At 70.0% G+C, this 24,191-nt stretch carries 25 protein-coding genes and 1 pseudogene; 18 read left to right on the top strand and 8 right to left on the bottom strand.

All coding sequences use genetic code 11. The annotated features are described in order from the left end of the window. The first annotated feature begins 6 nt into the window (after nucleotides 1-6). Together ACFY1H_RS22065 and ACFY1H_RS22060 are read left to right on the top strand one after the other, a co-directional pair. The gene (locus tag ACFY1H_RS22065; protein ID WP_386948946.1) at nucleotides 7-165 is read left to right on the top strand and encodes an SDR family NAD(P)-dependent oxidoreductase; all 159 of its coding nucleotides are present in this window, start codon (nucleotides 7-9) and stop codon (nucleotides 163-165) included. Between the two features lie 11 nt (nucleotides 166-176). Beyond that, nucleotides 177-752, top strand: a complete 576-nt coding sequence (locus tag ACFY1H_RS22060; RefSeq protein WP_386948943.1) for an SDR family NAD(P)-dependent oxidoreductase — start codon at nucleotides 177-179, stop codon at nucleotides 750-752. A 51-nt stretch (nucleotides 753-803) separates the two neighbouring features. Here ACFY1H_RS22060 and ACFY1H_RS22055 read toward each other — a convergent pair whose 3' ends face one another. Then, nucleotides 804-1,187, bottom strand: coding sequence for a YybH family protein (locus tag ACFY1H_RS22055; protein WP_386948940.1), 384 nt, complete (start codon nucleotides 1,185-1,187; stop codon nucleotides 804-806). Between the two features lie 285 nt (nucleotides 1,188-1,472). On the opposite strand from ACFY1H_RS22055, the gene ACFY1H_RS22050 reads away from it, so the two are divergent. Further along, on the top strand, nucleotides 1,473-2,192 hold the full coding sequence (locus ACFY1H_RS22050; RefSeq protein ID WP_386948937.1) for a hypothetical protein: 720 nt from the start codon (nucleotides 1,473-1,475) through the stop codon (nucleotides 2,190-2,192). A gap of 54 nt (nucleotides 2,193-2,246) precedes the next feature. Here the strand turns inward: ACFY1H_RS22050 and rox are convergent, their stop codons facing one another. Continuing rightward, complete coding sequence (gene rox, locus ACFY1H_RS22045; protein ID WP_386948934.1) at nucleotides 2,247-3,662, bottom strand: rifampin monooxygenase; 1,416 nt, start codon at nucleotides 3,660-3,662, stop codon at nucleotides 2,247-2,249. A 239-nt stretch (nucleotides 3,663-3,901) separates the two neighbouring features. After that, nucleotides 3,902-4,271 (bottom strand): annotated as a pseudogene (locus ACFY1H_RS22040) (response regulator); the annotation flags it as partial. A 186-nt stretch (nucleotides 4,272-4,457) separates the two neighbouring features. Here ACFY1H_RS22040 and ACFY1H_RS22035 point away from each other — a divergent pair. Beyond that, nucleotides 4,458-5,591, top strand: coding sequence for a permease (locus ACFY1H_RS22035; RefSeq protein ID WP_386948932.1), 1,134 nt, complete (start codon nucleotides 4,458-4,460; stop codon nucleotides 5,589-5,591). A 178-nt stretch (nucleotides 5,592-5,769) separates the two neighbouring features. Here ACFY1H_RS22035 and ACFY1H_RS22030 read toward each other — a convergent pair whose 3' ends face one another. Further along, nucleotides 5,770-6,252, bottom strand: coding sequence for a MarR family transcriptional regulator (locus ACFY1H_RS22030; protein ID WP_366578952.1), 483 nt, complete (start codon nucleotides 6,250-6,252; stop codon nucleotides 5,770-5,772). Between the two features lie 126 nt (nucleotides 6,253-6,378). On the opposite strand from ACFY1H_RS22030, the gene ACFY1H_RS22025 reads away from it, so the two are divergent. After that, nucleotides 6,379-6,822, top strand: a complete 444-nt coding sequence (locus ACFY1H_RS22025) for a nitroreductase family deazaflavin-dependent oxidoreductase (RefSeq protein ID WP_366578954.1) — start codon at nucleotides 6,379-6,381, stop codon at nucleotides 6,820-6,822. Nucleotides 6,823-7,028: 206 nt separating this feature from the next. Here the strand turns inward: ACFY1H_RS22025 and ACFY1H_RS22020 are convergent, their stop codons facing one another. Both ACFY1H_RS22020 and ACFY1H_RS22015 read right to left on the bottom strand, forming a co-directional pair. Next, entirely contained in the window at nucleotides 7,029-7,436 is a 408-nt protein-coding gene (locus ACFY1H_RS22020) for a VOC family protein (protein WP_386948929.1), read from the bottom strand. A gap of 81 nt (nucleotides 7,437-7,517) precedes the next feature. Next, nucleotides 7,518-7,853, bottom strand: coding sequence for a hypothetical protein (locus ACFY1H_RS22015; protein WP_386948926.1), 336 nt, complete (start codon nucleotides 7,851-7,853; stop codon nucleotides 7,518-7,520). 227 nt (nucleotides 7,854-8,080) lie between these two features. Here ACFY1H_RS22015 and ACFY1H_RS22010 point away from each other — a divergent pair, with 227 nt between their 5' ends. From ACFY1H_RS22010 to ligA, 3 genes are all read left to right on the top strand, one after another. Beyond that, complete coding sequence (locus ACFY1H_RS22010) at nucleotides 8,081-8,287, top strand: hypothetical protein (RefSeq protein ID WP_386948923.1); 207 nt, start codon at nucleotides 8,081-8,083, stop codon at nucleotides 8,285-8,287. Then, nucleotides 8,284-8,850 carry a hypothetical protein gene (locus ACFY1H_RS22005; protein WP_366578962.1) on the top strand — a complete coding sequence of 189 codons (567 nt, stop codon included), beginning with the start codon at nucleotides 8,284-8,286 and terminating at the stop codon, nucleotides 8,848-8,850. Before ACFY1H_RS22010 ends, ACFY1H_RS22005 begins: the two co-directional genes overlap by 4 nt. A 262-nt stretch (nucleotides 8,851-9,112) precedes the next feature. Continuing rightward, nucleotides 9,113-11,104 carry an NAD-dependent DNA ligase LigA gene (gene ligA / locus ACFY1H_RS22000; RefSeq protein WP_366578964.1) on the top strand — a complete coding sequence of 664 codons (1,992 nt, stop codon included), beginning with the start codon at nucleotides 9,113-9,115 and terminating at the stop codon, nucleotides 11,102-11,104. On the opposite strand, the gene ACFY1H_RS21995 is transcribed toward ligA, so the two are convergent. Beyond that, nucleotides 11,101-12,066: a hypothetical protein gene (locus ACFY1H_RS21995; RefSeq protein ID WP_386948918.1), complete on the bottom strand. Its 966-nt coding sequence runs from the start codon at nucleotides 12,064-12,066 to the stop codon at nucleotides 11,101-11,103. The two genes, ligA and ACFY1H_RS21995, sit on opposite strands and share 4 nt — an antisense overlap. 218 nt (nucleotides 12,067-12,284) lie before the next feature. Between ACFY1H_RS21995 and ACFY1H_RS21990 the strand changes: the two genes are divergently transcribed. Then, nucleotides 12,285-13,229 carry a 5,10-methylenetetrahydrofolate reductase gene (locus ACFY1H_RS21990; RefSeq protein WP_366578967.1) on the top strand — a complete coding sequence of 315 codons (945 nt, stop codon included), beginning with the start codon at nucleotides 12,285-12,287 and terminating at the stop codon, nucleotides 13,227-13,229. Between the two features lie 27 nt (nucleotides 13,230-13,256). Here ACFY1H_RS21990 and ACFY1H_RS21985 read toward each other — a convergent pair whose 3' ends face one another. After that, entirely contained in the window at nucleotides 13,257-14,510 is a 1,254-nt protein-coding gene (locus ACFY1H_RS21985; RefSeq protein ID WP_366578969.1) for a LuxR C-terminal-related transcriptional regulator, read from the bottom strand. Nucleotides 14,511-14,664: 154 nt separating this feature from the next. Between ACFY1H_RS21985 and ACFY1H_RS21980 the strand changes: the two genes are divergently transcribed. From ACFY1H_RS21980 to ACFY1H_RS21940, 9 genes are all read left to right on the top strand, one after another. Then, complete coding sequence (locus ACFY1H_RS21980) at nucleotides 14,665-15,750, top strand: S-(hydroxymethyl)mycothiol dehydrogenase (RefSeq protein WP_366578971.1); 1,086 nt, start codon at nucleotides 14,665-14,667, stop codon at nucleotides 15,748-15,750. Beyond that, entirely contained in the window at nucleotides 15,747-16,379 is a 633-nt protein-coding gene (locus tag ACFY1H_RS21975) for an MBL fold metallo-hydrolase (protein WP_366578972.1), read from the top strand. The genes ACFY1H_RS21980 and ACFY1H_RS21975 overlap by 4 nt, the downstream gene beginning before the upstream one ends. A 114-nt stretch (nucleotides 16,380-16,493) precedes the next feature. Beyond that, nucleotides 16,494-18,794 (top strand): ATP-binding protein, encoded by a 2,301-nt coding sequence (locus ACFY1H_RS21970; protein WP_386948913.1) that lies wholly within the window; start codon nucleotides 16,494-16,496, stop codon nucleotides 18,792-18,794. A gap of 253 nt (nucleotides 18,795-19,047) precedes the next feature. Continuing rightward, nucleotides 19,048-20,064 carry a PDR/VanB family oxidoreductase gene (locus ACFY1H_RS21965; protein WP_386948910.1) on the top strand — a complete coding sequence of 339 codons (1,017 nt, stop codon included), beginning with the start codon at nucleotides 19,048-19,050 and terminating at the stop codon, nucleotides 20,062-20,064. A gap of 28 nt (nucleotides 20,065-20,092) precedes the next feature. Beyond that, entirely contained in the window at nucleotides 20,093-21,379 is a 1,287-nt protein-coding gene (locus tag ACFY1H_RS21960) for a cytochrome P450 (protein WP_386948907.1), read from the top strand. 45 nt (nucleotides 21,380-21,424) lie between these two features. Then, nucleotides 21,425-22,144: a MoaF C-terminal domain-containing protein gene (locus ACFY1H_RS21955; RefSeq protein WP_386948904.1), complete on the top strand. Its 720-nt coding sequence runs from the start codon at nucleotides 21,425-21,427 to the stop codon at nucleotides 22,142-22,144. 49 nt (nucleotides 22,145-22,193) lie between these two features. Beyond that, a complete protein-coding gene (locus tag ACFY1H_RS21950) occupies nucleotides 22,194-22,604 on the top strand; it encodes a cupin domain-containing protein (RefSeq protein ID WP_386948901.1) in 411 nt (136 codons plus the stop codon). 38 nt (nucleotides 22,605-22,642) lie between these two features. Then, nucleotides 22,643-23,557, top strand: coding sequence for an alpha/beta hydrolase (locus ACFY1H_RS21945; RefSeq protein WP_366578983.1), 915 nt, complete (start codon nucleotides 22,643-22,645; stop codon nucleotides 23,555-23,557). Next, on the top strand, nucleotides 23,554-24,183 hold the full coding sequence (locus tag ACFY1H_RS21940) for a DUF5134 domain-containing protein (protein WP_386948897.1): 630 nt from the start codon (nucleotides 23,554-23,556) through the stop codon (nucleotides 24,181-24,183). The genes ACFY1H_RS21945 and ACFY1H_RS21940 overlap by 4 nt, the downstream gene beginning before the upstream one ends. The last annotated feature ends 8 nt before the right edge of the window (nucleotides 24,184-24,191 follow it).

Here is a 24,191-nt window from a genome sequence, read left to right as displayed (position 1 = left end):
GGAGCCATGACGATCTCACTGCAGGACAAGGTCGCTCTGGTCACCGGGGGATCCCGCGGTGTCGGCCGGGGCATCGCGCTGCGGCTCGCGCGAGACGGCGCCGACATCGCGTTCAGCTACGTCAACTCTAAGGACCAAGCCGAATCCCTGGTGGATGAGAGCTGACCGCGCTGGGCGTGCGCGCCAAGGCGTTCCGCGCCGACGCGGCCAGCGCGAGCGAGGCGGTCGGGCTGGTGGAGGACACCGTCGCCGAGTTCGGCCGGCTGGACGTCCTGGTGCACAACGCCGCGATCCTCGTCACCGGCCGCCTCGACGACCCCGACCGTGACGACTCGGCCCACCACCGCCAGTTCGCGGTCAACACGCACGCCGTGGCCGCAGCCACCCGTGCGGCCGCCGCCCACCTCGGGGAGGGCGGGCGGATCATCCTGATCAGCTCGATCGGCGCGATCCAGACCGGCGGCAACTCGGGCTACGGCGACTACACCGCCACGAAGGCGGCCATCGAGGCTTACGCCCGCTCCTGGACGCACGAGTTCGGCCCGCGCGGCATCACGGTCAACGTCGTCCAGCTCGGCCCCACCGGCACCGACATGCTGCCGCTCGACCACACCGCCCTCGCCCAGACGGTCCCCTTGCGCCGCATCGGCAAGCCGGAGGACGCCGCCGCCGCGGTGGCCTTCCTCGCGAGCGCCGAAGCGAACCACGTCTCCGGCGCCACCCTCCGCGTCGACGGTGGCCTGAGCGCCTGAGCTTTTCCCGGGAAACTCGCCCGTCCGGCACCGACCGGGCGGGCGAGTTCTCTACGCGGGTTCGCGAGCCGCGGTGCCGAACGGATTGTCGATCACGAACCGCCAGCGGCCGTCGGCGCCGCGGCGCACGATGTCGGTGGACACCCCGGAAACATCCGAGCCTTCGAGGTGCCAGTCGAGCGCGAACATCGCGACCTCGCCGGCTACGAACGCGTGGCGCACTTCGCAGTTCATGGGCAGCTTCCGCTCGAGGAAAACGGCGAGCTGTTCGCGGATCGCCGGCCAACCGCTCACCGTGGTTCCCGGGTTGGTCACGAACACGGCTTCGGGCGCGTAGAGGTCTTCCATCGCGTCGACGTCGCCGGAGTTGAAACGGGCGAGCAGCGCATCGGGAATGCCTTCGGCTGACGTGGGCAGGGGAAACGAGGAGGCCACGGGGAGAGCTCCGTTCGGGGCGACGCCGATTTTGATGGCACGCGAGTGTTCGATGGAATCAGACGGTAGCCCTCCGCGTACTCTCTGGTCAATATCACTGCACAAGGTTGTGTTCTCAAACTTGCCGCCATTGTGGACGGTTCACCCGGTCGGCCGCTCTTGTATCGCTTGTCGTTGACGACCGTCGCGAGCGAGGCATATGGTGTTCGGCACTGAAAGCCCGCGGTGGCACGGACTTCCGTGCTGTTGTCAGCGGCGACCACCACACACCGACAGGGGCGACGCATGACCTCTTCGACGACGATCCCGCAAACCCTCACCGTGATGGAGGCGTGCTTCACCCTCAATCCCGGTGTCGACGAGCAGTTCTGGGCGGCGCAGGACAAGTTCGGTCCCGTGGCGGCGGCGTCGCCGGGGTTCCGCGCGGTGATCGGCGGGCCCATCGCCAACTCGCCGTGGCTGTACTTCTGCGGCAAGTGGTCGACGCCCGCGGCGATGGACGACTGGTACCACGACCGCGCGCACACGGCCGTGCAGAACAAGGCGCACCGGACGTGGTTCAAGTCGGTGTACCTGCGCAAGTGGCGCCTTCCCGCGGAAGGCGAGGAGATCCGGGGCCGCGTGTTCTCCGAGATCGCGCTCGCGCGCCAGACCCCGCTGTCGGAAACCGAAGCCGCGCAGGTGCTGTCGGACCTGACAGAAAGCCTGCCCGGGTTCGGGGTGCGGCCGTTCGAGACCGTGGTCGGCGAGTTCGAGGCGCAGCCGTTCCAGTTCGTCGGGCCGCTGCAGGAGTTCCCCGAGCTCGCGCCCGTGCGCTACCTCCTGCTCACGCACTGGGACTCACCCGCGGAGCTCGACGCGTGGCTCGCGTCCCCCGGGGTCGCCGCGCTCAAGGAGCTCGGCGAGTTCGAGGCGCAGCGCTACCTGCCGATCTTCCACGCCGCGGGCGAGCGCGAGGGCCTCACCCCGGACGGGTTCCAGCGCGGCTGGGGCAGCGAGGCCTGACCGTCGCGACGCGGCCGGCAGCTCGAAGAACGCCGGCCGCGTCGAACTCCGGGATCAGGCGCCGAACCACCGCGACAGCCGGTCCGCCAGCTCCTGCTGGTCGTCGCCGAGCCACACCACGTGCCCGTCGGGGCGCAGCAGCACGGCGGGCGCGTCCAGCTCCTCGCTGACGTCCACGACGTGGTCCACGCGATCCGCCCAGCCCGCCACGGAAAGCGCGCCGGTCTGGTCGAGCAACAGCCCGCGCCCGGCGTGCATCTGCGTGTAGAGCGGACCGCGCTTCAGGGTCACGTTGCGCAGCCGCCGGCCGAGCAGGTCGGGGCCGGCGCCGAAGTCGTAGCGGATGCCGATCGCGGTGACCTTCTCGATCAGGAACCGCCTCACCTCTTCGAAGTCCATCAGCTCCGACACCAGCCGGCGCACGGCCTGCGGACCCGGGTCCAGCGACATCAGCTCGGCCTGCGCCCGCGTGTTGTTCAGCACGGACGCGGCGACCGGGTGCCGCTCGGTCTCGTAGGTGTCCAGCAGGTCTGCCGGCGCCCAGCCGTGAACCGCGGCCGCGAGCTTCCAGCCGAGGTTGAACGCGTCCTGGATGCCGAGGTTGAGCCCCTGCCCGCCCATCGGCGGGTGGATGTGCGCCGCGTCGCCCGCCAGCAGCACGCGTCCGGACCGGTAGCGCTCGGCCAGGCGGGTGGCGTCGCCGAAACGCGACAGCCAGTGCGGCGAGTGCATGCCGAAATCGGTTCCGGCGGTCGCGCGCGTGGCTTCCCGAAGCTCCTCCAGCGTCGGCGGGCGCGTGCGGTCCTCGGCCACCTCCAGGGCCGGCGTGACGAGCCGGTAGCCCCCGGTCTCCAGCGGGCCGGCGCCGAACCCGAGCTGGGTCTTGCGGACCTCCGTCATCACGGCGAGCACCTCGTCGGCGGGCGCTTGCAGCTCGACCTCGCCCAGCAGCCACTCCTGCCGCGACGGGTCGCCGGCGAACTCGATCCCGAGCAGCTTGCGCACGGTGCTGCGGCCGCCGTCGCAGCCGACGAGGTAGCGCGCACGCAGCTGCGAGCCGTCGGCCAGCTCCGCAGTCACGCCTTCGTCGTCCTGGCTCAGCCCGACGACTTCGTGGCCGTACCGCAGATCGGCGCCGACCTCGATCGCGTGTTCCCTCAGCAACCGCTCGACGACGGTCTGCGGCACGCCGAGCGTGTGCGGGAACGCGGTGTCCAGGTCCGGCGGGATCGGTTTGGCGATCCCCGCGAATCCCCCGATCGGGTAGGTCGTGCCGACCTCCAGGAACCGCTCCAGCAGCCCGCGCTGGTCGAGCACCTCCAGGCTGCGCGTGTGCAGGCCCAGCCCGCGCACGATCTTGCTCGGCTCGGCATCGCGTTCCAGCACGACCACGTCCACGCCCTGCAGCCGCAGCTCGGCTGCCAGCATCACGCCGGTCGGCCCGCCACCGGCGATGAGCACATCGATCACGAAAACTTCCCCCGCTTCGGTTTCGGCTCCGGGCCGGACACCCCGGGTTCCGGCCACGGTGGACGATTGTGCGCCGCCACCAGGGTCTTGCCGCAAGCCCCGGGGTGCGGTATACGTTGGAAGTGGCAGGAGGAGTATTTCCTGCCTTTCTTTGTGTCCGGGCCTGGTTGTCCGCGCTTGGATGTCCGCGCCTTGATGTCCGCAGTGGACGGACGCCAGAGCCAGTCGTGTTCGCGGGCGTATCGGGCCGCTTCGTGCAACGTCCTGATCACCGACGTGATGTGCGCCGGCTCGGCCGACTTGCTCACGAATCCCTGCACGCCAAGCTTCAGCGCCTTGCGCAGCACGCCCGGCCGCGCGTGGCGTCAGCATCAGGATCACCTGGTCCGGCCGCGTGCGGCGGATCTCGGCGACGGCGGCCAGGCCGTCCACAGTGGGCATTTCGAGGTCGATCACGAGCACGTCGGGCCGGTGCTCCAGCGTCGCCCGCACCGCCCCCTCGCCGTCCTCGGCCTCGGCGAGCACGGCGATCTCGCCTTCCAGCGGCAGCAACGCGGCGAGCGCCTTGCGCAGCAGGGCTTCGTCGTCGGCGAGGACCACGGTGGTCATCGGGCCTCCCGCAGCTTCACCGGGAACCGCGCGGCCGTGAGGAACCGGCCGGCTTCCTGTTCCACGCGCAGCTCGCCGCCGTCTTCGGCGACGCGGTCGTCCGCCCAAGGGTGTTCGCCTGGCCCGGATCCGTCCCGCGGGTTAGAGTCGCCGGTGGAATACCCCCACACCGTATCCGGAGGTCAGGTGGCAGCGATCGGGCACGCGCTGGCGTTGGCGGGGTCGATGGCCTGGGAGATCCTCTGGGCGCTGATCCTCGGGTTCGTGCTGAGCGCCGTGGTGCAGGCGGTGGTGCGCAAGTCCACGATCGTGCGGTTGATGGGCGACGACCGGCCGCGCACGCTGGCGGTGTCTTCGCTGCTGGGCGCGGCTTCGCCGTCGTGCTCCTACGCGGCCGTGGCGCTGGCGCGGTCCCTGTTCCGCAAGGGTGCGGGCTTCACGGCGGCGATGGCGTTCGAGATCGGGTCGACGAACCTGGTGGTGGAGCTCGGCATCATCATGGCGTTGCTGCTCGGCTGGCAGTTCACCGTCGCGGAGTTCGTCGGCGGGCCGATCATGATCGTGCTGGTGGCGGTGCTGTTCCGGCTGTTCGTGCGGCAACGGCTGATCCGTGCGGCGCGGGCGCAAGCCGACAAGGGCGTGGCCGGGTCCATGGAAGGCCACGCCGCGATGGACATGTCCGTGGCGGGCGAGGGATCGTTCCGGCACCGCCTGGCTTCCGGCGCCGGGTTCACCGCGGTGGCGCACGTGTTCGTGATGGAGTGGGCCGCGATCCTGCGTGACCTGGTCGTCGGCCTGCTCATCGCGGGTGCCATCGGCGCCTGGGTCCCCGACTCCTTCTGGCGCGCGTTCTTCTTCGTCGACGACCCGCTCGTCTCGGCGCTCTGGGGCCCGTTGGTCGGGCCGCTGGTGGCGATCCTGTCGTTCGTGTGCTCGATCGGCAACGTCCCCTTGGCCGCCGTGCTCTGGAACGGCGGCATCAGCTTCGGCGGCGTGCTGTCGTTCATCTTCGCCGACCTGCTGATCCTCCCGATCCTCAACATCTACCGGAAGTACTACGGCCTGCGCATGACCCTGGTCCTGCTCGGCACCTTCTACGCGGCCATGGTCGCGGCCGGCTACGCCGTCGAGCTCCTCTTCGGCGTCACCGGCCTCACCCCCACGCAGCGCACCGCCACCGTCGGGGAGAGCGGCATCTCGTGGAACTACACGACGTGGCTCAACATCGTCTTCCTGCTGCTCGCGGGCCTGCTCGTCGTCCGGTTCGTCCGGACCGGCGGCCGCGCCATGCTGCGGATGATGGGCGGCGCCCCGGCCTGAGCCGGGTGTGGCGCAGGACACGGTGCCGTTTCGATCTTCCGGCCCCCGGGTAGCTGATCTCTCGGTGCCGGGGGGACCGGAAGACCACGTGCAAGGAGGGAGTGCCGGCGGAACGCGATTCCGCCGGCACTTTCGTTTGCGGGGTCAGGCGAACCTGGTGCCGCGCAAGGACGAAGCGCTAGGGCGCCAGCTCGTCGGCTGAGTCCTGCCCGGCTGTGGACGTCCGGCGGAGGAAGTCGGCGATCACCTCGAGCTCGGCGTCGGAGTAGCGGTCGCAGACGTCGTCCATGCGGGTGTTCATGCCGGAGAAGACCTGGAACAGCTCGGCGTTGCGCTCGCGCACGCCGCGCAGCGTCACGGCGCGGCGGTCGGCCGACTCGGGGTCGCGCTCGCGGACGATCCAGCCGCCCTTCTGCAGGCGGTCCAGGATGCCGGTGAGCGTCGCGGGGTGCAGCCCGGCGCGGCGCGCCAGCTCGCTCGGCGACAGCGGGCCGTGGCGGTTGATGAAGTCGAGGCAGGTCCAGTCGACGTCGCGCAGCTCCACGCGGCTGCCGAAGCGGCGGTTGAGCAGCGACAGCTGGATGTTCAGGTCGCGGACGGCGTCCTTGACCGACGTCGTCAGCTGCCGTCGCCGCCGCGCCGTGGCCCGGTCTGGGCTCATGCCGCTGTCCCCTCGTGGTTCGTATGGAATCCGTAGGGTATCGCGGCCGACGTGCCACCGGCGCCTCGACGATATATGCGTTAGATATTATATCGTTCTCGTAGAACCTGAGGTACGCTCGACGGCATGAGCACAGACAGCTACCGCCGGATGACCAACACCATCAACAAGATCATCGTCGGACTGCAGCGCGGGGGGATCGCGTTCGGGCCGATGCAGCTGCTCACCGTGAAGGGCCGGCGCACCGGGCAGCCGCGCACGTTTCCCATCGCCGTCAACGAACTCGGCGGCGGCCGCTACATCTTCCAGGCCTTCCCGAAAGCGGCGTGGGTCGCCAACGCGCGCGCCGCGGACACCGTCACGCTCACGAGAGGCCGGAAATCCCGGACCGCACGGCTGGTCGAGGTCCCGGTGGAGGACCGGCGTCCACTGCTGCGCCAACTGGTCGCCACGAGTCCCGCGAGCGTCGGCAAACGCTTCGTGACCACCGGGCTGGCCGGGGCGGCGTCACCGGACGCCGTCGCCGAATCGGCCGACCGGATCGCGGTGTTCCGCGTCGAGCCCGCGTGATCTTTCGTGCCGGGGGTTGAGCGAGCCGGGTGGTCTGTCCGAAAAGGACCGACCAGCCGGCTCGCTCACGCGTCGACGACTACCGCACCGGAAGCCGCTCGCTGAACCGCTTCCTGCTCGCTGTGGTGCATCGCTTTCGACGGTAACCCCGGCTCCAGGGCGATGCAGATCGCGTGGCGGGCGTCGCCTGGGTTGGCGACCGGCGCCTACCGCAACACCGCAACGAACTTCGCCACGGCCTCCTCGGTGACCGGTGTGAAAATGTTGACGAGATTCCCGTCGGGATCCCGGAACAGCAAGGCGCGGTTCCCCCACGGCATCGTCGTCGGCGGGGTCACCACTTCCTCGAGCCACTCGCTCAGCTCGGCGTACCGCGCGTCTACATCGTCCACGATGAACTCGACGATCACCGACCGGTTCGCCCCGGCCTCCGCCGACCCGGCCCCGAACAGCCCCACCGTGCGCGTGCTCCCGATCGCCAACGTCCCCGACTCGAACGCCACCTCGGCGAAATCGGGCGTGCTCCACCTCGCCGCCTTCCCGCTGACCCGCTCGTAGAACGCGACGAGCCGCCCGACGTCGCCCGTGATGATCCGAATGGACGCGAAGTTCACTGGTTTCCTTCCCGCTGCTGCTTTCCGACCTGCGCGACGCTAGCTCCGATCGCGGACAGCAGCGGTCCTCGTTCGTGAACCTCAGCCGGGAATGAGGAACACCACGTCGACCACGACGACCGCGGCGGGCACTGCGCCGAGTGCGATGCAGGGGAGGCCGGCCAGCCAGACCGTCCGGGCGCGGGCCCGCCGGGACACGCGGATCGCCGCCGCTCCCGCGAGGATCGTCCAGGCTGCCGCGAGACCGAACGCCGTGAACGTTCCACCGGAGCCGGCGAAGTCACGATTGCTGTGCGCCAGGCTCATGAGGAACGCAAGACCCATCGCAGCGGCCACTCCGAGCGCGATCAGGAATCCGCCCAGCGCCGTGATCACGATCCTCGCGACTCGCTCGGTCCGGCCATCGTCTTCGCGCACGCCCGGAATCCTACGGCGACCGCCGTGAAAACTCCGGCTTTGTGGCGGTGACCGGTACCCGGCGCCCGCGCCCGGATGCCACCGCCGTCCTGCGGATTCGTTGCGGCCCCGTGGATCCACACCGCCGTTGTCGCACCCTCCGGCCGTCTCCCTGGGTGACCACGACCCGGGACCCGGCAACGTACCGTGATCCGACGGCGTCCACAGCGCGCCCAGAGGGGGCCGGCATGGCAGTCACCACCGCGGGCACGTCCACCCGCGTCAGTCAGACAACCGGCGGCCTCTTCCTCGCGGGCGCGATCGCCTTCGCGGTGGTCCCGCCGCTCGCCGCCTCTTATGTCACCGGTGATGCGACCACGCGGGCCGCCCTGACCGCCGTGTGGAGGGCGCGGCGGCAGTTCGGCGTGACGATGGTGGGGAGGCGGCGACCATGACACGCAACTCGTTCCTGGCCACCTGGGTGCTCTGGACGGTCGGGTTCCTCGCCTTCCCGCTCGGCGGCGTGGCGGGCGGCGCCGTCGTCGGCCGGGTCGACAGCCCGCTGGCCGCGCTGTTCGGCGGTGCGGTCACCGGGTTGGTCGTCGGCACCGGCCAGGTCCTCGTCAGCCGCCGGCGGCTCGACCCGGTGCGCTGGATCCCCGCCACCACCCTCGGCATGGGCGCGGGCCTGTTCGTCGGCGCGGCCGCCGTCGACTACGGGACTTCGACGGCCGACCTGGCGATCATGGGCGCCTTCACCGGCGTGGTCCTGGGCGGCGCGCAGGTGGCCGCCCTGCCCCGCGCCGCGCGCCACCGCTGGGCGTGGGCCGTGGTGACGCCCGTGCTGTGGTGCCTGGGCTGGGTCATCACCGCCTCGGCGGGCATCAAGGTGGACGAGCAGTTCACGATCTTCGGCTCGGCGGGCGCCGTGACGGTCTCGGCGCTGTCGGGACTGCTGCTGCACTGGCTTCTGCCGTACCGGCGCGGTGTCTCCGCGAAACGAATCAAGATCGGCTGACCGTCCATAATGGACTTGGGGTCGGGCTCGGATCGCGCCCGACCCGGGCGGCGACCACGATGCCCTCCGCCGGGCGAAAGGCCCCGCACGTCGAGAAGCTCGACGGCGATCGCGCGCTGCCGCCTGCCGACCACACTGTGTGGACCGAACACGATCCGGCCGGGTACTGACGCGCACGCACCCTTCACCGGCGAAAAATCACCCGGCTCGTGAAGAGCCACAGCCTCACTTCTGTCGGTGCGCCCCGGTAGCGTCCTCAGCCGTGGATGCTCGGAAGCGGATTCAGGAACTCGCCGATCAGATCGTGGTGCTGCGCGACGCGTACTACCGGGGCTCGCCGGTGGTGGCGGACGCGGAGTACGACGTGGTCGAGGACGAGTTGCGGGGGTTGATCGAGGCCAACCCGGCGTTGGCGCCCGACCCGAACCCGCTGGAACAGGTGGGTGCGCCGGCGGTGCTGCACGCGCCGATCCGGCATTCGCGGCCGATGCTGTCGTTGGAGAAGGCGACGAAGCCCGAGCAGGTGGCGGCGTTCTTCGACCGTTTCCCCGGGCAGCCCGTCGTGGTGATGCCGAAGCTGGACGGCCTGTCGCTGGCCCTCGTCTACGAGCAGGGCCGCCTGGCGCGTGCCGTCACCCGTGGCGACGGGACGACCGGCGACGACGTGACCGTGCTCGTCCGGGCCCTGACCGACGGCGTGCCCGACAAGGTCGAGGCGCCCGGCCGCGTCGAGGTGCGCGGCGAGGCGGTGATGCTGCGCTCCACGTTCGCGGCCTACAACACCGCCCACCCCGACAAACCGCTGATCAACCCGCGCAACGCCGCCGCCGGCACCCTCCGGGCGAAAGACCCGGCGACGGTCGCCGAGCGGCGCCTGCGGTTCTTCGCCTTCGACCTGGACACCGACCCCGACAGCGCCGACACCGACCTCGCGCGCGCTCTCCAGACGCTCGGCTTCACCGCCGCCGACATGCGCCGCTGCGCCGACGCCGAGGCCGCGCAGGCGGTCATCACCAAGATCGAGCAGCAGCGCAACGATCTCGACTACGACCTCGACGGTGCCGTCCTGCGCCTGGCCGACCGCGACGCCTACGCCGCCGCCGGCACACGGTCCAGCTCACCGCGGGGTGCGCTGGCGTTCAAGTTCGCCGCCGAGGAGAAGACCACGGTGCTGTCCGATGTGGTCTGGGACGTCGGCAAGACGGGCAAGATCGCCCCGGTCGCGTGGCTGGAGCCGGTGTTCGTGGGCGGCACCACCGTCACCCGCGCGACCCTGGCCAACCAGGAGGTGATCCGCGCCCGCGGCATCAAGATCGGCGACACGGTGCTGGTACGCCGCGCGGGCGACGTGATCCCGTTCGTCGCCGGCGTGCTCGACGCGTCGAAGCGCACGGGCGCGGAGCGGGAGATCGTTCCGCCGACGCAGTGCCCGTCGTGCGAGCAGCCGCTGACCGAGCAGGGCAACAGCCGGGAACTGTTCTGCACCAACGTCGCCTGCCCCGCCCAGACCGTGCGCCGGCTGATCCACTGGGCCTCACGCGCCGCCGCGGACATCGACGCGATCGGCGGGGTGTGGATCGAACGGCTGGCCGAGATGGGCATCCTGGAGCACCCGTCCGACTTCTACCGGCTGACCAAGGAACGGCTCCTGGAGTTCGACCGCATCGGCGAGGTCTCGGCCACGCGCATGATCGAGTCGATCGACGCCAGCCGCCGCGTCGGTCTGCGCCGCGCCCTGATCGGGCTCGCGATCCCGATGGCGTCGGAAGGCACCGCGGCCCGGCTGTGCCGCGCGGGCTTCGGCTCGCTGGAAGCCGTCGCCGAGGCCGGGGAAGACGGTCTCGTGGCGGTCGAGGACATCGGGCCGAAGGTCGCCGCGTCGCTGATCGAGCACCTCACGCGGCTGCGGCCCGAGCTCGAACGGCTGCGCGAGCGCGGCGTTTCGCTCGACGTCCTGGAAGAAGACCTCCCGCCGGTCGTGGCCGCCGGCGCGCCGCTGGCCGGCAAGACGGTGGTGATCACCGGCGGCATCAGCGACCCGCGGTCGGGCGAGAAAGTGCCCCGCCCGACCTTCCAGCGCCTGTGCGAACAGGCCGGCGCGACCACCGCGTCGTCGGTCTCGGCGAGCACCGACCTGCTCATCACCGGCGCCGACGTCGGCGCGAGCAAGCTCACGAAGGCCGAGAAACTCGGTGTCGAAGTCGTGGACCAAAGCGTGATCTGGCAACAGCTGATCGAGGCCGGCGTGGTCTAGCCGGGGGTGCCGTGGCAGTTGTCCTGAGTGGGCATCGGCTTGCTCGGGTCGAACCGGCCGGGCTCGGGGGACACGGACGTGGCGAAGTAGTCGTGGTCGCTGAACGCGGGCGTGAGCTTGTCGTCATTCGTGCACGCGACGCTGTCGAAGTACGAGCTGAACTTGTCCACCCACAGCCCGCGGCTCGACGCCAGCCAGTGCGACCCGCTGCGCACCGTGTAGTCGGCGTCGACGCGGACGAAAGGGTCCAGGTCGCCCGGGCCGTCGACCGGGTGGTCGCCGGGGTCGAACGCGTAGGCCACGACGTAGGACGCGTGGATCAGCAGTTCACCGGCCTTGCCCGGCTTCACGGTCATCGCCCCGGTCATGCGTGGCGAGACGGGCAGCAGGTGATAGCCGTCCGCCAGGAAGATCACGTAACCGTCGGGGTGGGCCTTGACGTCCGGCCTCGCGTCCGGCGCGACCAGCGCGGCGTACTTGGCCGGGTTGTGGCGATCCAGCGTGTCCGGGTCGAACTGCGCGACGGCGATCGCCTGTTTCACCTGGTCCTCGGCCTGCCCGACCTGCTTGGCCGAGAACGCGCCCACCTTCACCGCCGCCGGGACGGTCAGCCCCGCGATCCCCTCGGCCCAGTTCTGTGCCGGCGTGCCGTCGAACGGCCGCGTGAGATCGACGTGCCCCTCCTGCGGCAGGTCGGTCGGCGCCGCCTCGGTCGTCACGACCGACTCCGGCGCGCCGAGATCCGCATCGGTGCTCTTCTCGGACGTCGACTTCCCCCACACGTACAGCCCGACGCCCGCCCCTGCCACGACAACCACCACGAGCGCCGAGGTCGTCAACCGCTTGCGCCACTTCGCGCGGCCGCGTCTGCGCCGCAGATTGACCCATGCCTCCTTCTCGGCGTGCCGTTGCCAGTCCGGGTCCATCAGGTCCGGATGGTTCTCGATGTCGTACTCGTCCACTGTGTACCACCCAACCTCGTCGGCCTCGCCGCAAAACATCGGCGACCGCCTCCGGTCGTTACGGCCCGAGTGGCACGAGACGGCAACGTTTCGGACACACCTCGCGAAGCGTGGCCTCGGCCACTGTGGACACTGCCGCGGACGGCTCGCGGTCCCGTCCGAAGAGCCGTCGAGGCCATGGCCCACCGTCCGATGGCCGAGCTGCTAACTTCCGCGCCATGGTGGACCACGGCGACAACGCCTCTCTCCGGACGCTGATGACCGACGCCCGAAGCGAGATCCTGCTGTTCGGCATCACGCCGCCCCGCCTGAGCGCCGCCCCCGAGCGCATCCGGGAGATCACCGCGGCGACGTTGGCGCGGCTGGACTCCCTCGACGTGGACGGCCTCGCGCTGTACGACATCGACGACGAGAGCGACCGCAACCCGGCGGAGCGGCCGTTTCCGTACCTGCCGACCCTCGATCCCGCCGTGTACCACGAGGAGTACCTCGGCGAGTGGAACCGCGCGGCGGTCATTTACCGCTGTGTCGGCAAGTACACCGAGGCGCAGCTGCGAACCTGGCTGCAGGCGGCCGACACCGACCGCGTGCTCACCGTTTTCGTCGGCGCGTCCTCGAAGGACAAGGAGGTGCGGACGCGCCTGTCCCAGGCTCAGGCGCTGCGCCGGGACGCGCGCCCGGACGTGCCGCTCGGCGGCGTCGCCATCACCGAACGCCCCGACGAACACCTGCGGCTGATCAGCAAGCAGCAGGCGGGCTGCACGTACTTCATCTCGCAGGTGGTCTACAGCTCCGACGCGGCGAAGAGCATGGTCTCCGACTACTACTACGCCTGCCGTGAGCGGCACCTCGAACCGAAGCCGGTCCTGTTCACCCTGTCGGTTTGCGGCTCGGTGAAGACACTGGCTTTCCTCGAGTGGCTGGGTGTCCACGTCCCACGGTGGCTGGAAAATTCTTTGCGCCACGCCGACGACACGCTGGCCGAGTCCTACGCACACTGCCTCGCGACCGCCCGCGACCTGATCGCCTTCTGCCGCAAACTCGGTCTGCCTTTCGGCTTCCTGGTGGAAAGCGTGTCCATCCGCAAGGCCGAGATCGAGGCGTCGGTCGCGCTCGCCGGCGAGCTGAGTGGATTGCTGCAGCGGGGCGGGAACAGGGGCTGAGCCAGAGCGGGCTCCTTCGCACCCCAGTCAGTCAGCCGTAGTGATCCCCGCTGCCAACGCCAGCGCCGCGGCCTCGCCGCGCGAGCTGACCTCCAGCTTCTTCAACACCCCCGCCACGTGGAACTTCACCGTGCTCTCCGTGATCCCGAGGTCCTCGGCAATGGACTTGTTCCGCCGCCCCCTCGACACCAGGCGCAGCACTTCCAGCTCACGTCGGTTGAGCGCAGACAGCAGCGCGTCATCCGGCTGATCCGAAGCGGGCTCGAACGGCACAGCGATGGCGACGCGGCTGCCCCAGCCGGGGACCGCGTCGACGTCGACGGTCGCGCCGAGGGTTTTCGCGCGGCCGTCGAGCTGGCGGCGGAGGGCGGGGGCGTCGAGGTGGCCGGATTCGCGGTCGCGGATGTCGAGGTACAGCGTGGTGGAGTCGGTCGACCAGGCGATCCGCAGGCGCGTCAGCTCGGGCTGGGTGGTGAAGGCCAGCACCGCCGTGCAGGTCATGGCGCGGGCGGCGTGGGCGATTTCGCCGGGCAGCGGGTGCGCGTCCTTCGGTGGGGTGACGAACTCCAGCTCGGCGTCGTGGTGGCGGAGCATCTGGCGGACTTCGCGGCGGAGCCTGGTGAACGCGCTGTGGGCCGGCTCTTCGGACAGGGCCAGGTCGGACGTCTGCGCCGAGCGCAGGGCCACCAGCGCGGCCGACGCGGCGTCGGTCGCGGCGAGGCGGGCGTGGTGGTCGTCCAGGCGGGTGGAGCGCAGCGCGGTGAGGATCGTGACGAGCGCGGTTTCGTGGGCCGCGGCCATTTCGGCGATCGTGCGGGCCCGTTCGGTCGAGGCCGCGCGGGACTCGGCCAGGTAGTCGGGGCTGGCCTGGGCGACCTGCTGGCGGATGGAGGTCGCGACGATCCCGAACAGCGCACCCAGCAGCGCCGGCTGCGGGCATCGCGCCCGCGGCGAACGCGGGACGAGGGCGAGCAGGGTGCCGCCGGCGTCGAGGGCGGCCCAGACGGTCCGGTCGGCGCCGCCCAGCTCGGCGTGGGTGGTCGTCTGGCTGTCGGGCGGCACGGTGGCTTTGAGCTGCTCGAGCTCGGCGATGGTGATCTTCTCGGTGATCGCCGTGGCGCCGGCGACCTTGCGCGGACGCCCGGTGCACTCGAGGGTGAAGATGACGAGCGCCTGGTGCGGCCAGCGCTCGGCGAGGAACTTCGAGAACCGCGCGGCGATCTCGCGCAGCGGGCCCTCGACGACCTCCCGCAGGTCGGTCAGCTCGGTGGGATCGGACACCGGAACCACGATAACGACCACCGGCCCTGGCCGGAAGACCAGGTTTCCCTCGACCAACGACCAGGTCGCAGTCGCGATCACCCGTTTTAGGGTCGCGTGAGGCATGCGTTGCCGCGCATGCCTCGGGCCGGTGACCAACGGAGGTTTCAGGGAAATGCCACAGCAGGTGCGCGGGGTGATCGCCCGGTCGAAGGGCGCGGCGGTCGAGCTGACGGACATCGTGGTCCCGGACCCCGGCCCCGGTGAAGTGGTCGTCGCCATCGCGGCGTGCGGCGTCTGCCACACCGACCTGACCTACCGCGAAGGTGGCATCAACGACGAGTTCCCGTTCCTGCTCGGCCACGAAGCCGCCGGCACGGTCGAAAGCGTCGGTGCCGGCGTGGAGTCCGTGAAGCCGGGCGACTTCGTCGTCCTCAACTGGCGCGCGGTGTGCGGGCAGTGCCGGGCGTGCAAGCGCGGCCGTCCGCAGTACTGCTTCAACACGTTCAACGCGACGCAGCGCATGACGCTGACCGACGGCACCGAGCTGACCCCGGCGCTGGGCATCGGCGCGTTCGCGGACAAGACCCTCGTGCACGCCGGGCAGTGCACGAAGGTGGACCCGACCGTGGACCCGGCGGTCGCCGGCCTGCTCGGCTGCGGCGTGATGGCCGGGCTCGGCGCAGCGGTCAACACCGGCGGCGTGGGCCGCGGGGACTCGGTGGCGGTCATCGGCTGCGGGGGAGTGGGCGACGCCGCGATCGCGGGCGCCCGCCTCGCCGGCGCGACGACGATCATCGCCGTCGACCGCGACGACCGGAAGCTCGCCTGGGCCCGCGACCTCGGCGCGACGCACACGGTCAACGCGGCCGAGACCGACGCGGTCACCGCCGTCCAGGAGCTCACCGGAGGCTTCGGCGCCGACGTCGTGATCGACGCGGTCGGGCGCCCCGAGACGTGGCAGCAGGCGTTCTACGCCCGCGACCTGGCCGGCACCGTGGTGCTCGTCGGCGTGCCGACGCCGGACATGCGGCTGGAGATGCCGCTGCTGGACTTCTTCGCCCGCGGTGGCTCCCTGAAGTCGTCCTGGTACGGCGATTGCCTGCCGGAGCGTGACTTCCCGATGCTGATCGACCTGCACCGCCAGGGCCGGCTGCCGCTGGACAAGTTCGTCACCGAGCGGATCTCCCTCGACGACGTCGAAAAGGCCTTCCACACCATGCACGCGGGCGAGGTGCTGCGGTCGGTGGTGATCCTGTGAGCGGCGCGTTCCGGATCGACCGCGTCGTCACGTCGGGCGTCTTCGAGCTCGACGGCGGTACGTGGGACGTCGACAACAACGTCTGGCTCGTCGGCGACGACGACGAGGTCGTGGTCGTGGACGCCGCGCACGACGAGAAGGCGATCACCGAGGCCGTCGGCGGCCGCAACGTCGTCGGCATCGTGTGCACCCACGGCCACAACGACCACGTGACCGTCGCCCCGCAGCTGGGCGAGCACCTCCACGCGCCGGTGCTGCTGCACCCGGCGGACCAGGAGCTGTGGGAGCTGACCCATCGCGGGCAGCGGTTCTGGCGCGCGGAAGACGGCGAACGGATCGCGGTCGCCGGCACGGCGCTGGAGTTCATCCACACGCCCGGGCACTCACCCGGCTCGATCTGCCTGCACCTGCCCGAGGCCGGCGCCCTGTTCACCGGCGACACGCTGTTCGCCGGCGGCCCCGGCGCGACCGGCCGCTCGTTCTCGGACTTCCCGACGATCATCTCGTCCATCCGCGACCGGTTGCTGGTCCTGCCGGCGGACACCCGCGTCCACACCGGACACGGCGACGGCACGTCGGTCGGCGACGAATCACCGCACCTGGACGAGTGGATCGCCCGCGGCCACTGAGCGGGCCGGGCACCACGGGCGCAGGTTGACCCCCATCGGGTTCGAACTCATCATGGGCAGAACCGTCGACCGGGCAGCGCTTGCCTGATCGTCCAGCCGACCCGTGGAGGTGCCGTGGCCAAGGCGAGAGCCCGCAGCGGCAACGTTCCCTTCACCGCGACGAGCTTCGTCGGCCGGCGTCAGCAGCGCAAGGAAATCCGCGACCGGCTGGCGGCCGGCCGGCTCGTGAGCTTGATCGGCCCGGGGGGAGTGGGCAAGACCCGGTTGGCGTTGCAGTTCGCCGACGAGATGAACCACCTCTTCGAAAACGGGGTGTACTTCGTCGAGCTCGCGTCCGTCGCGGACGGCGGCGACGTGCCGACAGCGGTCATCCACGCGCTGGGGATCGCGGACCAGTCGAACCGCGACGCCACCGCGAAGCTGGTCGACCACCTTCGCGATCGCGAGATCCTGCTCATCCTCGACAACTGCGAACACGTTCTCGCCGGGGCGGCCCACGTCGTCCACGAAGTGCTGCGACACGCGCCCGCGGCCCGCATCCTGGTCACCACTCGAACGTCGCTGACCGTGACGGAGGAGCTGCTCTACCCGGTACCCCCGCTCACCGTTCCCGACGACGCGGAGCCGGTCAGTCTCGAGGCCCTGGCGCAGTTCGAGTCGATCCGGCTGCTCCAGGAACGGGCCGTGGCCGCGTCCCCCGGGTTCGCCCTCGGTGCGCACAACGCCGCCGCAGCGGCGCGGTTGTGCATTCAGCTGGAGGGAATTCCGCTGGCCATCGAGCTGGCGGTCGCCCGGATGCGCATCCTTTCGCTCGACCAGATCCTGGACCGGTTGTCGGACCGGTTCGGGCTGCTCACCGTCGGCAGCCGATCGGCGGCGCCGCGCCAGCAGACCCTCCGGTCGCTCGTGGACTGGAGTTTCGACCTCTGCACGGAAGCGGAACGCCGGCTGTGGGCGCGCCTCTCCGTCTTCGCGGGCAGTTTCGACCTCACGGCGGCCGAAGGCGTGTGCGGCGACGACGGCGAGGCCACCCTCGATCTCCTGAGCTCGCTGGTGAACCAGTCCGTGCTGAACGTCGAGGACCAGGAATCGTCGAGGCGCTTCCGGATGCTGGAGACCATCCGCGCGTACGGCGCAGAGGTCCTCGAGCGCACCGGCGACTCGGCGCGCTTCCGCGTCCGTCACCGGCAGTACTTCCTCGACGTGGTGAAGGATCTGGAACGGTCGTGGAGCGGGCCCGAGCAAGCCGCCTCGGCCAGGTGGATGCGCGTCGAGCGGGAAAACCTCCGCGCCGCCTTCGAAACCGCCGCCCCGGGCGGAAATTATCAGCTCGAGCTGGTCGCCGGACTGCGTTACCGCTGGTACGCCGACGGGTACATCGCCGAGGGCCGCAGCTGGGCCGACGAAGCGCTCGACGCGTCCGAAGGCGACCGCGCACCCAGTGCGGCTCGGGCGAAAGCCCTGTGGGTCGCCGCCAGAGTCGGCCTGCTGCAAGGCGACCAGGAAGCGGCCGTGCAGCGTCTCGGCGAGTGTGAAGCGCTGGCGGTGCGGCTGCACCTGTCGGACGCGGCGGCCCAGTGCCGCGGTCTGCGGGGACTCGCCGCGCAGCTTCGTGGCGACCTCGCCGAAGCCGAGAAGCACTTCGAGGTCGCGCTGCGCGAGCTGGCGGACGTCGGCGAGACCCCGGAATGGCTGATGGCGTCCTTCGAGTACGCCGTCACGCTTTCCCTCGCCGGCCGCAGTGCGGACTCGATCGCCGTCAGCACGTCGGCGCTGGCCGTGTGCCGTCAGCGCGACGAACGCTGGGCGCGGTCCTACCTGAAGTGGAGCCAAGGCCTCGACCAGTGGCTGCGCGGCGACTGCGCGGCGGCGCAGACCACTGCGGTTGACGCGCTTCGCGACCACCGCGATTTCGATCCGTCCTTGGGCACCGCGTTGATGACCGAGCTGCTGGCCTGGATCGCGGCGTCGACCGGGCAGTGCGAGCGCGCGGCACAGCTGCTCGGCGCGTCCCGAAGCCTGTGGCAGCGCACGGGTACGGAGCTGGTGGCGTTCGGGCCGAAGCTCACCGGCTTCCACTCCGCGTGTCTCGCTCAGCTCGAACGGACCATGCCGGCCCGGGCCCTGACCACGGCGATGCAGGCGGGGGCCAAGCGATCTCCGACGGGGATCATCGCCTACGCCTTGGCGGAGCAGCTCGCCGAGCGGGCTCCCGAGGGTGAATCACCCGTGCTCACCAGCCGGCAACAGGAGATCGCCGCGTTGATCTCGAAAGGGCTGACCAGCCCGCAGATCGCGGCGGCACTGGTGATCTCCGCGCGCACGGTGGAAAGCCACATCGACAACATCATGACGCGCCTGGGGTTCAGCTCGCGCAGTCAGATCGCGTCCTGGTACATCGCGCAGTCGCTCTGACCGGGCCGCGAATCCACCACCTTCCGTTGCGGTACTAGACCTCGCAGGTCAGGGCCGTTTCGACGGCTGCGCTCGGTACGGACGTCCGTAACTTCCGTACCGCCTCCCGTGATCTCCCCCATGTGCGTGCTCCCACAGTGACGGAGATTACAAGGGCTGCCAGTCAGCGACGCACTAACCGGCCGAGCCGCCGGTGTGCGGTGGTGCAACGAAGCACACGTCGGGGCACCCGGCGAAATCCGAAGGAGTCCCCATGGCATCGCAGTTCGAGGCCGGACACTCCGGTCAACAGCCCCGGTGGGCGGACCCCGAGACACAGGCGCACGACGACCTCGTGGTGGAAGTCAAGGCGAAGACGCCGATCACCGACACCATCACGCAGCTGACCCTCGTCCGCGCCGACGGTCGTGACCTCCCCGCGTGGACGCCGGGGGCGCACATCGACCTCGTCCTCGGACCGGGCCTGGTCCGGCAGTATTCCCTGTGCGGCAAGCCGAGCGACCTTCGTTCGTGGCAGGTGAGCGTGCTGCACCAGCCCGACGGCCGAGGTGGCTCCGCGCGCGTCCACCAGGACGTGCGCGAAGGCGACAACCTCGTCGTTCGGGGGCCACGCAACAACTTCCGCCTCGTCGAAGCGCCCGAGTACCTGTTCATCGCCGGCGGAATCGGCATCACCCCGATCCTGCCGATGATCGAGTCGGTGGATCGGGCGGGCGCCGAATGGTCGCTGGTCTACGGCGGCCGCAGCCGGGGCAACATGGCGTTCGCCCCTGACCTGAAACAAGCTCACCGCGACGGCGTGACGCTGGTTCCGGAGGACACGCACGGCCGCATCGATCTCGCGGGCATCCTCGCCGGAGTCTTCCCGGGCACCGCGATCTACGTGTGCGGCCCGGAGGGTCTGCTGTGCGCGGTGGAGGAGATGGCCGCGGACTTCGGAATCGCCGACCAGGTCCACCTGGAGCGGTTCACTCCCAAGACTCAGCTCGACGAAGCCGTCCTCGACAATTTCGAAGTCGAATTCGTGCGAAGCGGGATCACCGTTTCCGTCGGGCCGGACGAGTCGATTCTCGGCGTCGCGCGGGCGGCCGGCATTCCCGCGCCGTTCTCCTGCTCGGAAGGCACGTGCGGGACCTGCGAAACGAACATCGTGTCGGGCCGGGCGGACCACCGCGACTCGGTTCTCAGTCCTGAGGAGCAGGAAGAGAACAGCACGTTGATGATCTGCATCAGCCGAGCCGCATGTCCGAAGATCCAGCTCGATCTCTGACCGCACACCGAAGAGAGGAAGGCTGCCCATGGACAGCGCTGTCAGCAGCAACGAACCGGTGACCGGGTGCCCGGTCGCGCACACGGCCGCGGGTTTTTCGTTCTTCGACCGTGAATACCAGGAGAACCCGGGAGCGTCGCTGGCCTGGGCCCGCGAGAGCCAGCCGGTGTTCTACAACGACGACTCGGACTACTGGGTCGTCACGCGGCACGAAGACGTCAAATCGGTTTTCAGCCAGTTCAACAAATTCTCCGCGGCCATTACGCTGACGCCGGTCACGCCCCCGTCCGAAGCGGCGGGCGCGCAACTCGAGAAGTACGACTTCGCGCCCTGCCCCGTGCTCGCGGATTCCGACCCGCCGATGCACCGGCAGTACCGCCGGCTGAACGCGCCGGCGTTCATGCCCGACCGGATCGACCCCCTCGCCCCCTACATCCGCCAGACGACGAACGACTACATCGACCGGTTCATCGAGCGCGGCCACGCCGACCTCATCGCCGACATGCTGTGGGACATCCCGTGCCTGGTCGCGTTGCAGTTCCTGGGGATTCCCGAAGAGGACGTCGACACCGTGCGCAGGCTGGCGACGTCGATGACCGAGTTCGTCTGGGGACGGCCGAGCCCCGAGGAGCAGGTGCGCGCCGCCGACGGCCTGGGCCAGTTCTGGGCGATGGGTGAGCGGGTCATCGGGAAACTGAAGGAGCTCGACGACCCGCCCGGCTGGCTGGGTCACGCGATCAAGATGCAGCGCGAACACCCGGACGTCATCTCCGACACCTGGCTGCAGACGAACGTCATGGGTGGCGCGATGGCGGCGCACGAAACCACGACGAACGCCACCGCGAACGCCGTCGTGACGCTGCTGCGCAACCGCGACCAGTGGGATCGCCTGTGCGCGCAGCCGTCACTGATCCCCGGCGCGGTCGAGGAATGCCTGCGGCTCAACCCCTCCGTGGCGGCGTGGCGGCGGCTCGCGAAGGAAGACGTGCAGGTCGGCGACGTGACGATTCCCGCCGGGGCGAAGATCCTCATGGTGATCGCGTCGGCGAACCAGGACGACGCGGTGTTCGAGGAGCCCGAACGGTTCGACATCGACCGGGACGCCAAGGCGCACATCGCGTTCGGCGCCGGCACGCACATGTGCCTGGGCAACCACCTGGCGCGGCTCGAGATGGTCATCTACCTGGAGGAGCTCACGCGGCGCCTGCCGCACATGACGCTGGATCACCAGGAGTTCCACTACGTGCCCAACACCTCGTTCCGGGGCCCGGAAGCGCTGCACGTCAGCTGGGACGTCGAAAAGAACCCGTCCTGACCTGACCCGGTGTTCGCGGTCCGAAGAAGAACGGAGAAAGCACCCATGACCAGACACTCCACTGTGGCCGGTCGCGAGATCGTGTTCACGAACTCGTACGGCAGCCGCGTGGTGCATCGCTTCGGCGCGACGATTCTCGACTGGAGCTACGAACCCGGACCCGGCGACCCGCACCCGGCGTTGTCCGGGCGCGACGATTACGAGGCCTTCGAGATCGCGGATGGGCTGGTGTACACGCAGTTCCACCATCAGGTGGACGTGCCCGACGTGGCCGTCAGCCTCGTCCTCGACTTCGAGCACGGGCGCAGCCTGGCCGTCGTGAGCACGATCGAGGACCGGGCCAGGGTGCGGCACACGTTCCTGCCCGGCCTCATCGAAGGGCTGGCGACGAGCGGGACGGAACCGGCACCCACGGCCGCGCTCCTGGGCCGGCGAGTGCGGTGGACCTACGGCGACGGAAGCCGCTACGAGCACGTCCACGTCGAACCGAACGCGAACTCGTGGCGCTGCGTGTCCGGCCCCTCGGCCGGTCTCACCGGTACTGACGAGTGCACGACTTATGAGCTCCGGCCCGAGATCTACGTCCTCGCCGCACGGGAAAAGGCGGCCCCTTCCGCCTCCGTCACCATTGCCGACCACCGCGACCTCGCGGCTCTGCGCGCGTACGGGGCGGTCTTCGGGCTGGACCAGACCGGCACACAGCCTACGCAGTCCACCTTCGGCGCGGCCGGCGAACTGCTGGGCCACACCGCAACCACTGTCTGAACCCGGATCGGGCGCACCTCGCGCTCGTCCTCGAAGAAAGGAAACAGCCATGCTGGCCAAGGGAAACGTTCAGGTCACCGACCTCCTCCACGCCACTCCGCCCGCGATCCCGGAGGGTTCGCACGCGATGACGCAGCTCGTCGAGCTCCCGCCGGCCGACCCGGGCCTCGCGCCGCACCGCCACTCCGGACCGGTGTTCGGTTACGTGACCGAAGGCAAGATTTTCTTCGAGCTGGAAGGCGAGGAGCCGCGGGAAATCGTTGCGGGGGAGGCGTTCTGGGAGCCCGGTGGTGACGTCGTGCACTACCAGGTCGCGAACCCGGACCCGGAGTCCTGGGCGCGGTTCGTCGCCGTGTGCATCTGCGCTCCCGGCGTGGAGATGATCACGATGCTGGAGCCGGAGGAGATCGTGGCTCGCGATCACCTGCGCCACCCGAGCGCCCGGCAGCACCAGGGCTGACCGTCGCCGCGACCGGATCTTAAACGAGACGAGGATTCATGTCAGTACTGTCGCGACGGCCGGTGGCCGACATCGTCGCCCGCAGGTTCGCCGCCAAGATCAACTCGGCGATCCACCCCGCCGGCGAACCTCGGTTCCCCGAAATCACTGTCCGCACCACCGACATCAGCGTCGACACTCGCCACGGTCCGGTCGCCGCGACGCTGTACTTCCCGCCGTCGTCGGACGCCGGCGTCCCCGGCGTCTACGTCAACGCCCATGGCGGCGGATTTGTCGTGGGGCACCGGCAACAGGACGACGCCTGGTGCCGCTTTCTGGCCGCGCACGCCGGTGTTGTCGTGCTGAACACCGACTACGCGCTGGCCCCTCAAACGCGGTTCCCCACCCCTGTCGAACAGTTCTACGACGTGGTCCGCTGGGCGTCGGCACCCGAGCGCGACTGGGACGGCACCCGCCTGTGCGTCGGCGGCCAAAGCGCGGGCGGAAACCTGTCCGCGGCCGTGTCGCGGATGGCCCTGGAGAACGGCGGGCCCGCGATCTCCTTGCAGATCCTGCACTACCCGCCGCTCGACATCGTCACCCCGCCGTCGCGGAAGCCGACGCCGTTGGGCTCGAAAGCCGTGCTGCAGCCGTGGCTCTGCGAGGTCTTCGACACCGCCTACGTGCCCGACCGCGCTGTCCGCCGCCACCGCTTCGTCTCCCCGGCCTGGGGCGACAACGCCGACGGCATCGCGGGCATCGCACCGGCTCTGGTCATCGCCGCGGAGTACGACCGCTTGCGCAACGAGGCCAAGCAGTACGCGGACAAGCTCTCCGCGGCCGGCGCGCTCGCGGAGTACATCGAGGTGTCCGATGTGGACCACGGCTACGACATCATGACCAACGAGACGGACACGATCCGCCGCATGTACTCCCGCATCACCGACCACGTCACCCGCGCCCTCGCCCGATGATCCACGACCCCGTTCTCCGGTGGGTCCTCACCGCGCTCTTCGCCCTCTGCGTGGCCGAGCGCGTGCACGGAATCGCCGTCGGGCGCCTGCCTTGGCAGGGCGTCGTCGGCCATTCCTTGCACGCGCTCATGGGTCTCGCGATGGCGTTGACGGCCTGGCCGCCCGGCGCCGCCCTTCCGACGACGGGGTTTGTGCTGTTCTCTTTACTGGCGGCGTTGTGGTTCATCACGTCCGCCGCGCGGGTCGCCGGCCATCGCCGCTCGAACGCTTACCACGCCTTGACGATGCTCGCGATGGCGTGGATGTACACCGCGATGACCGTCGGCCCGCCACCGGCCCCGGCTGCGCTGGCGGGGCACGGTGCTCCGATGCCGGTCATGCGCATGCCGGGAATGCACATGACCGACGTGCCCATTGTGGCGACCACCACCGGCACGTCCCCGTTCATCACCCTGCTCAACTGGCTGCTCACCATCGGCTCCGCCGTCGCCGGTGCGTGGTGGCTTTCGGAGCTCCTCGCCCGCCGTCGCATCAAGCCACTCGCCTCGAGCCGCGCCCAGCTCGCCATCGCCACCCAGGCCCTGATGGCCGCGGGCATGGCGACGATGTTCGCCGTGATGATGTAGCGCTTGAG

Origin of the sequence: Amycolatopsis sp. NPDC001319 (assembly GCF_042896185.1) — a bacterium.
Classification (GTDB): Bacteria; Actinomycetota; Actinomycetes; order Mycobacteriales; family Pseudonocardiaceae; genus Amycolatopsis.
Note: the sequence above shows the minus strand (reverse complement) of the source record. Positions and strands in the feature narration are given on the sequence as shown.

Bases quoted from the DNA above. Each gene is read 5' to 3' on its own strand.
- ACFY1H_RS21950 (WP_386948901.1), top strand. From the start codon at position 22,194: ATGCTGGCCAAGGGAAACGTTCAGGTCACCGACCTCCTCCACGCCACT.
- ACFY1H_RS21940 (WP_386948897.1), top strand. From the start codon at position 23,554: ATGATCCACGACCCCGTTCTCCGGTGGGTCCTCACCGCGCTCTTCGCC.
- ACFY1H_RS22065 (WP_386948946.1), top strand. From the start codon at position 7: ATGACGATCTCACTGCAGGACAAGGTCGCTCTGGTCACCGGGGGATCC.
- ACFY1H_RS21945 (WP_366578983.1), top strand. From the start codon at position 22,643: ATGTCAGTACTGTCGCGACGGCCGGTGGCCGACATCGTCGCCCGCAGG.
- ACFY1H_RS21960 (WP_386948907.1), top strand. From the start codon at position 20,093: ATGGACAGCGCTGTCAGCAGCAACGAACCGGTGACCGGGTGCCCGGTC.
- ACFY1H_RS21965 (WP_386948910.1), top strand. From the start codon at position 19,048: ATGGCATCGCAGTTCGAGGCCGGACACTCCGGTCAACAGCCCCGGTGG.
- ACFY1H_RS22010 (WP_386948923.1), top strand. From the start codon at position 8,081: ATGGCAGTCACCACCGCGGGCACGTCCACCCGCGTCAGTCAGACAACC.
- ACFY1H_RS22030 (WP_366578952.1), bottom strand. From the start codon at position 6,252: ATGAGCCCAGACCGGGCCACGGCGCGGCGGCGACGGCAGCTGACGACG.
- ACFY1H_RS22050 (WP_386948937.1), top strand. From the start codon at position 1,473: ATGACCTCTTCGACGACGATCCCGCAAACCCTCACCGTGATGGAGGCG.
- ACFY1H_RS21955 (WP_386948904.1), top strand. From the start codon at position 21,425: ATGACCAGACACTCCACTGTGGCCGGTCGCGAGATCGTGTTCACGAAC.
- ACFY1H_RS22005 (WP_366578962.1), top strand. From the start codon at position 8,284: ATGACACGCAACTCGTTCCTGGCCACCTGGGTGCTCTGGACGGTCGGG.
- ACFY1H_RS21990 (WP_366578967.1), top strand. From the start codon at position 12,285: ATGGTGGACCACGGCGACAACGCCTCTCTCCGGACGCTGATGACCGAC.
- ACFY1H_RS22025 (WP_366578954.1), top strand. From the start codon at position 6,379: ATGAGCACAGACAGCTACCGCCGGATGACCAACACCATCAACAAGATC.
- ACFY1H_RS21980 (WP_366578971.1), top strand. From the start codon at position 14,665: ATGCCACAGCAGGTGCGCGGGGTGATCGCCCGGTCGAAGGGCGCGGCG.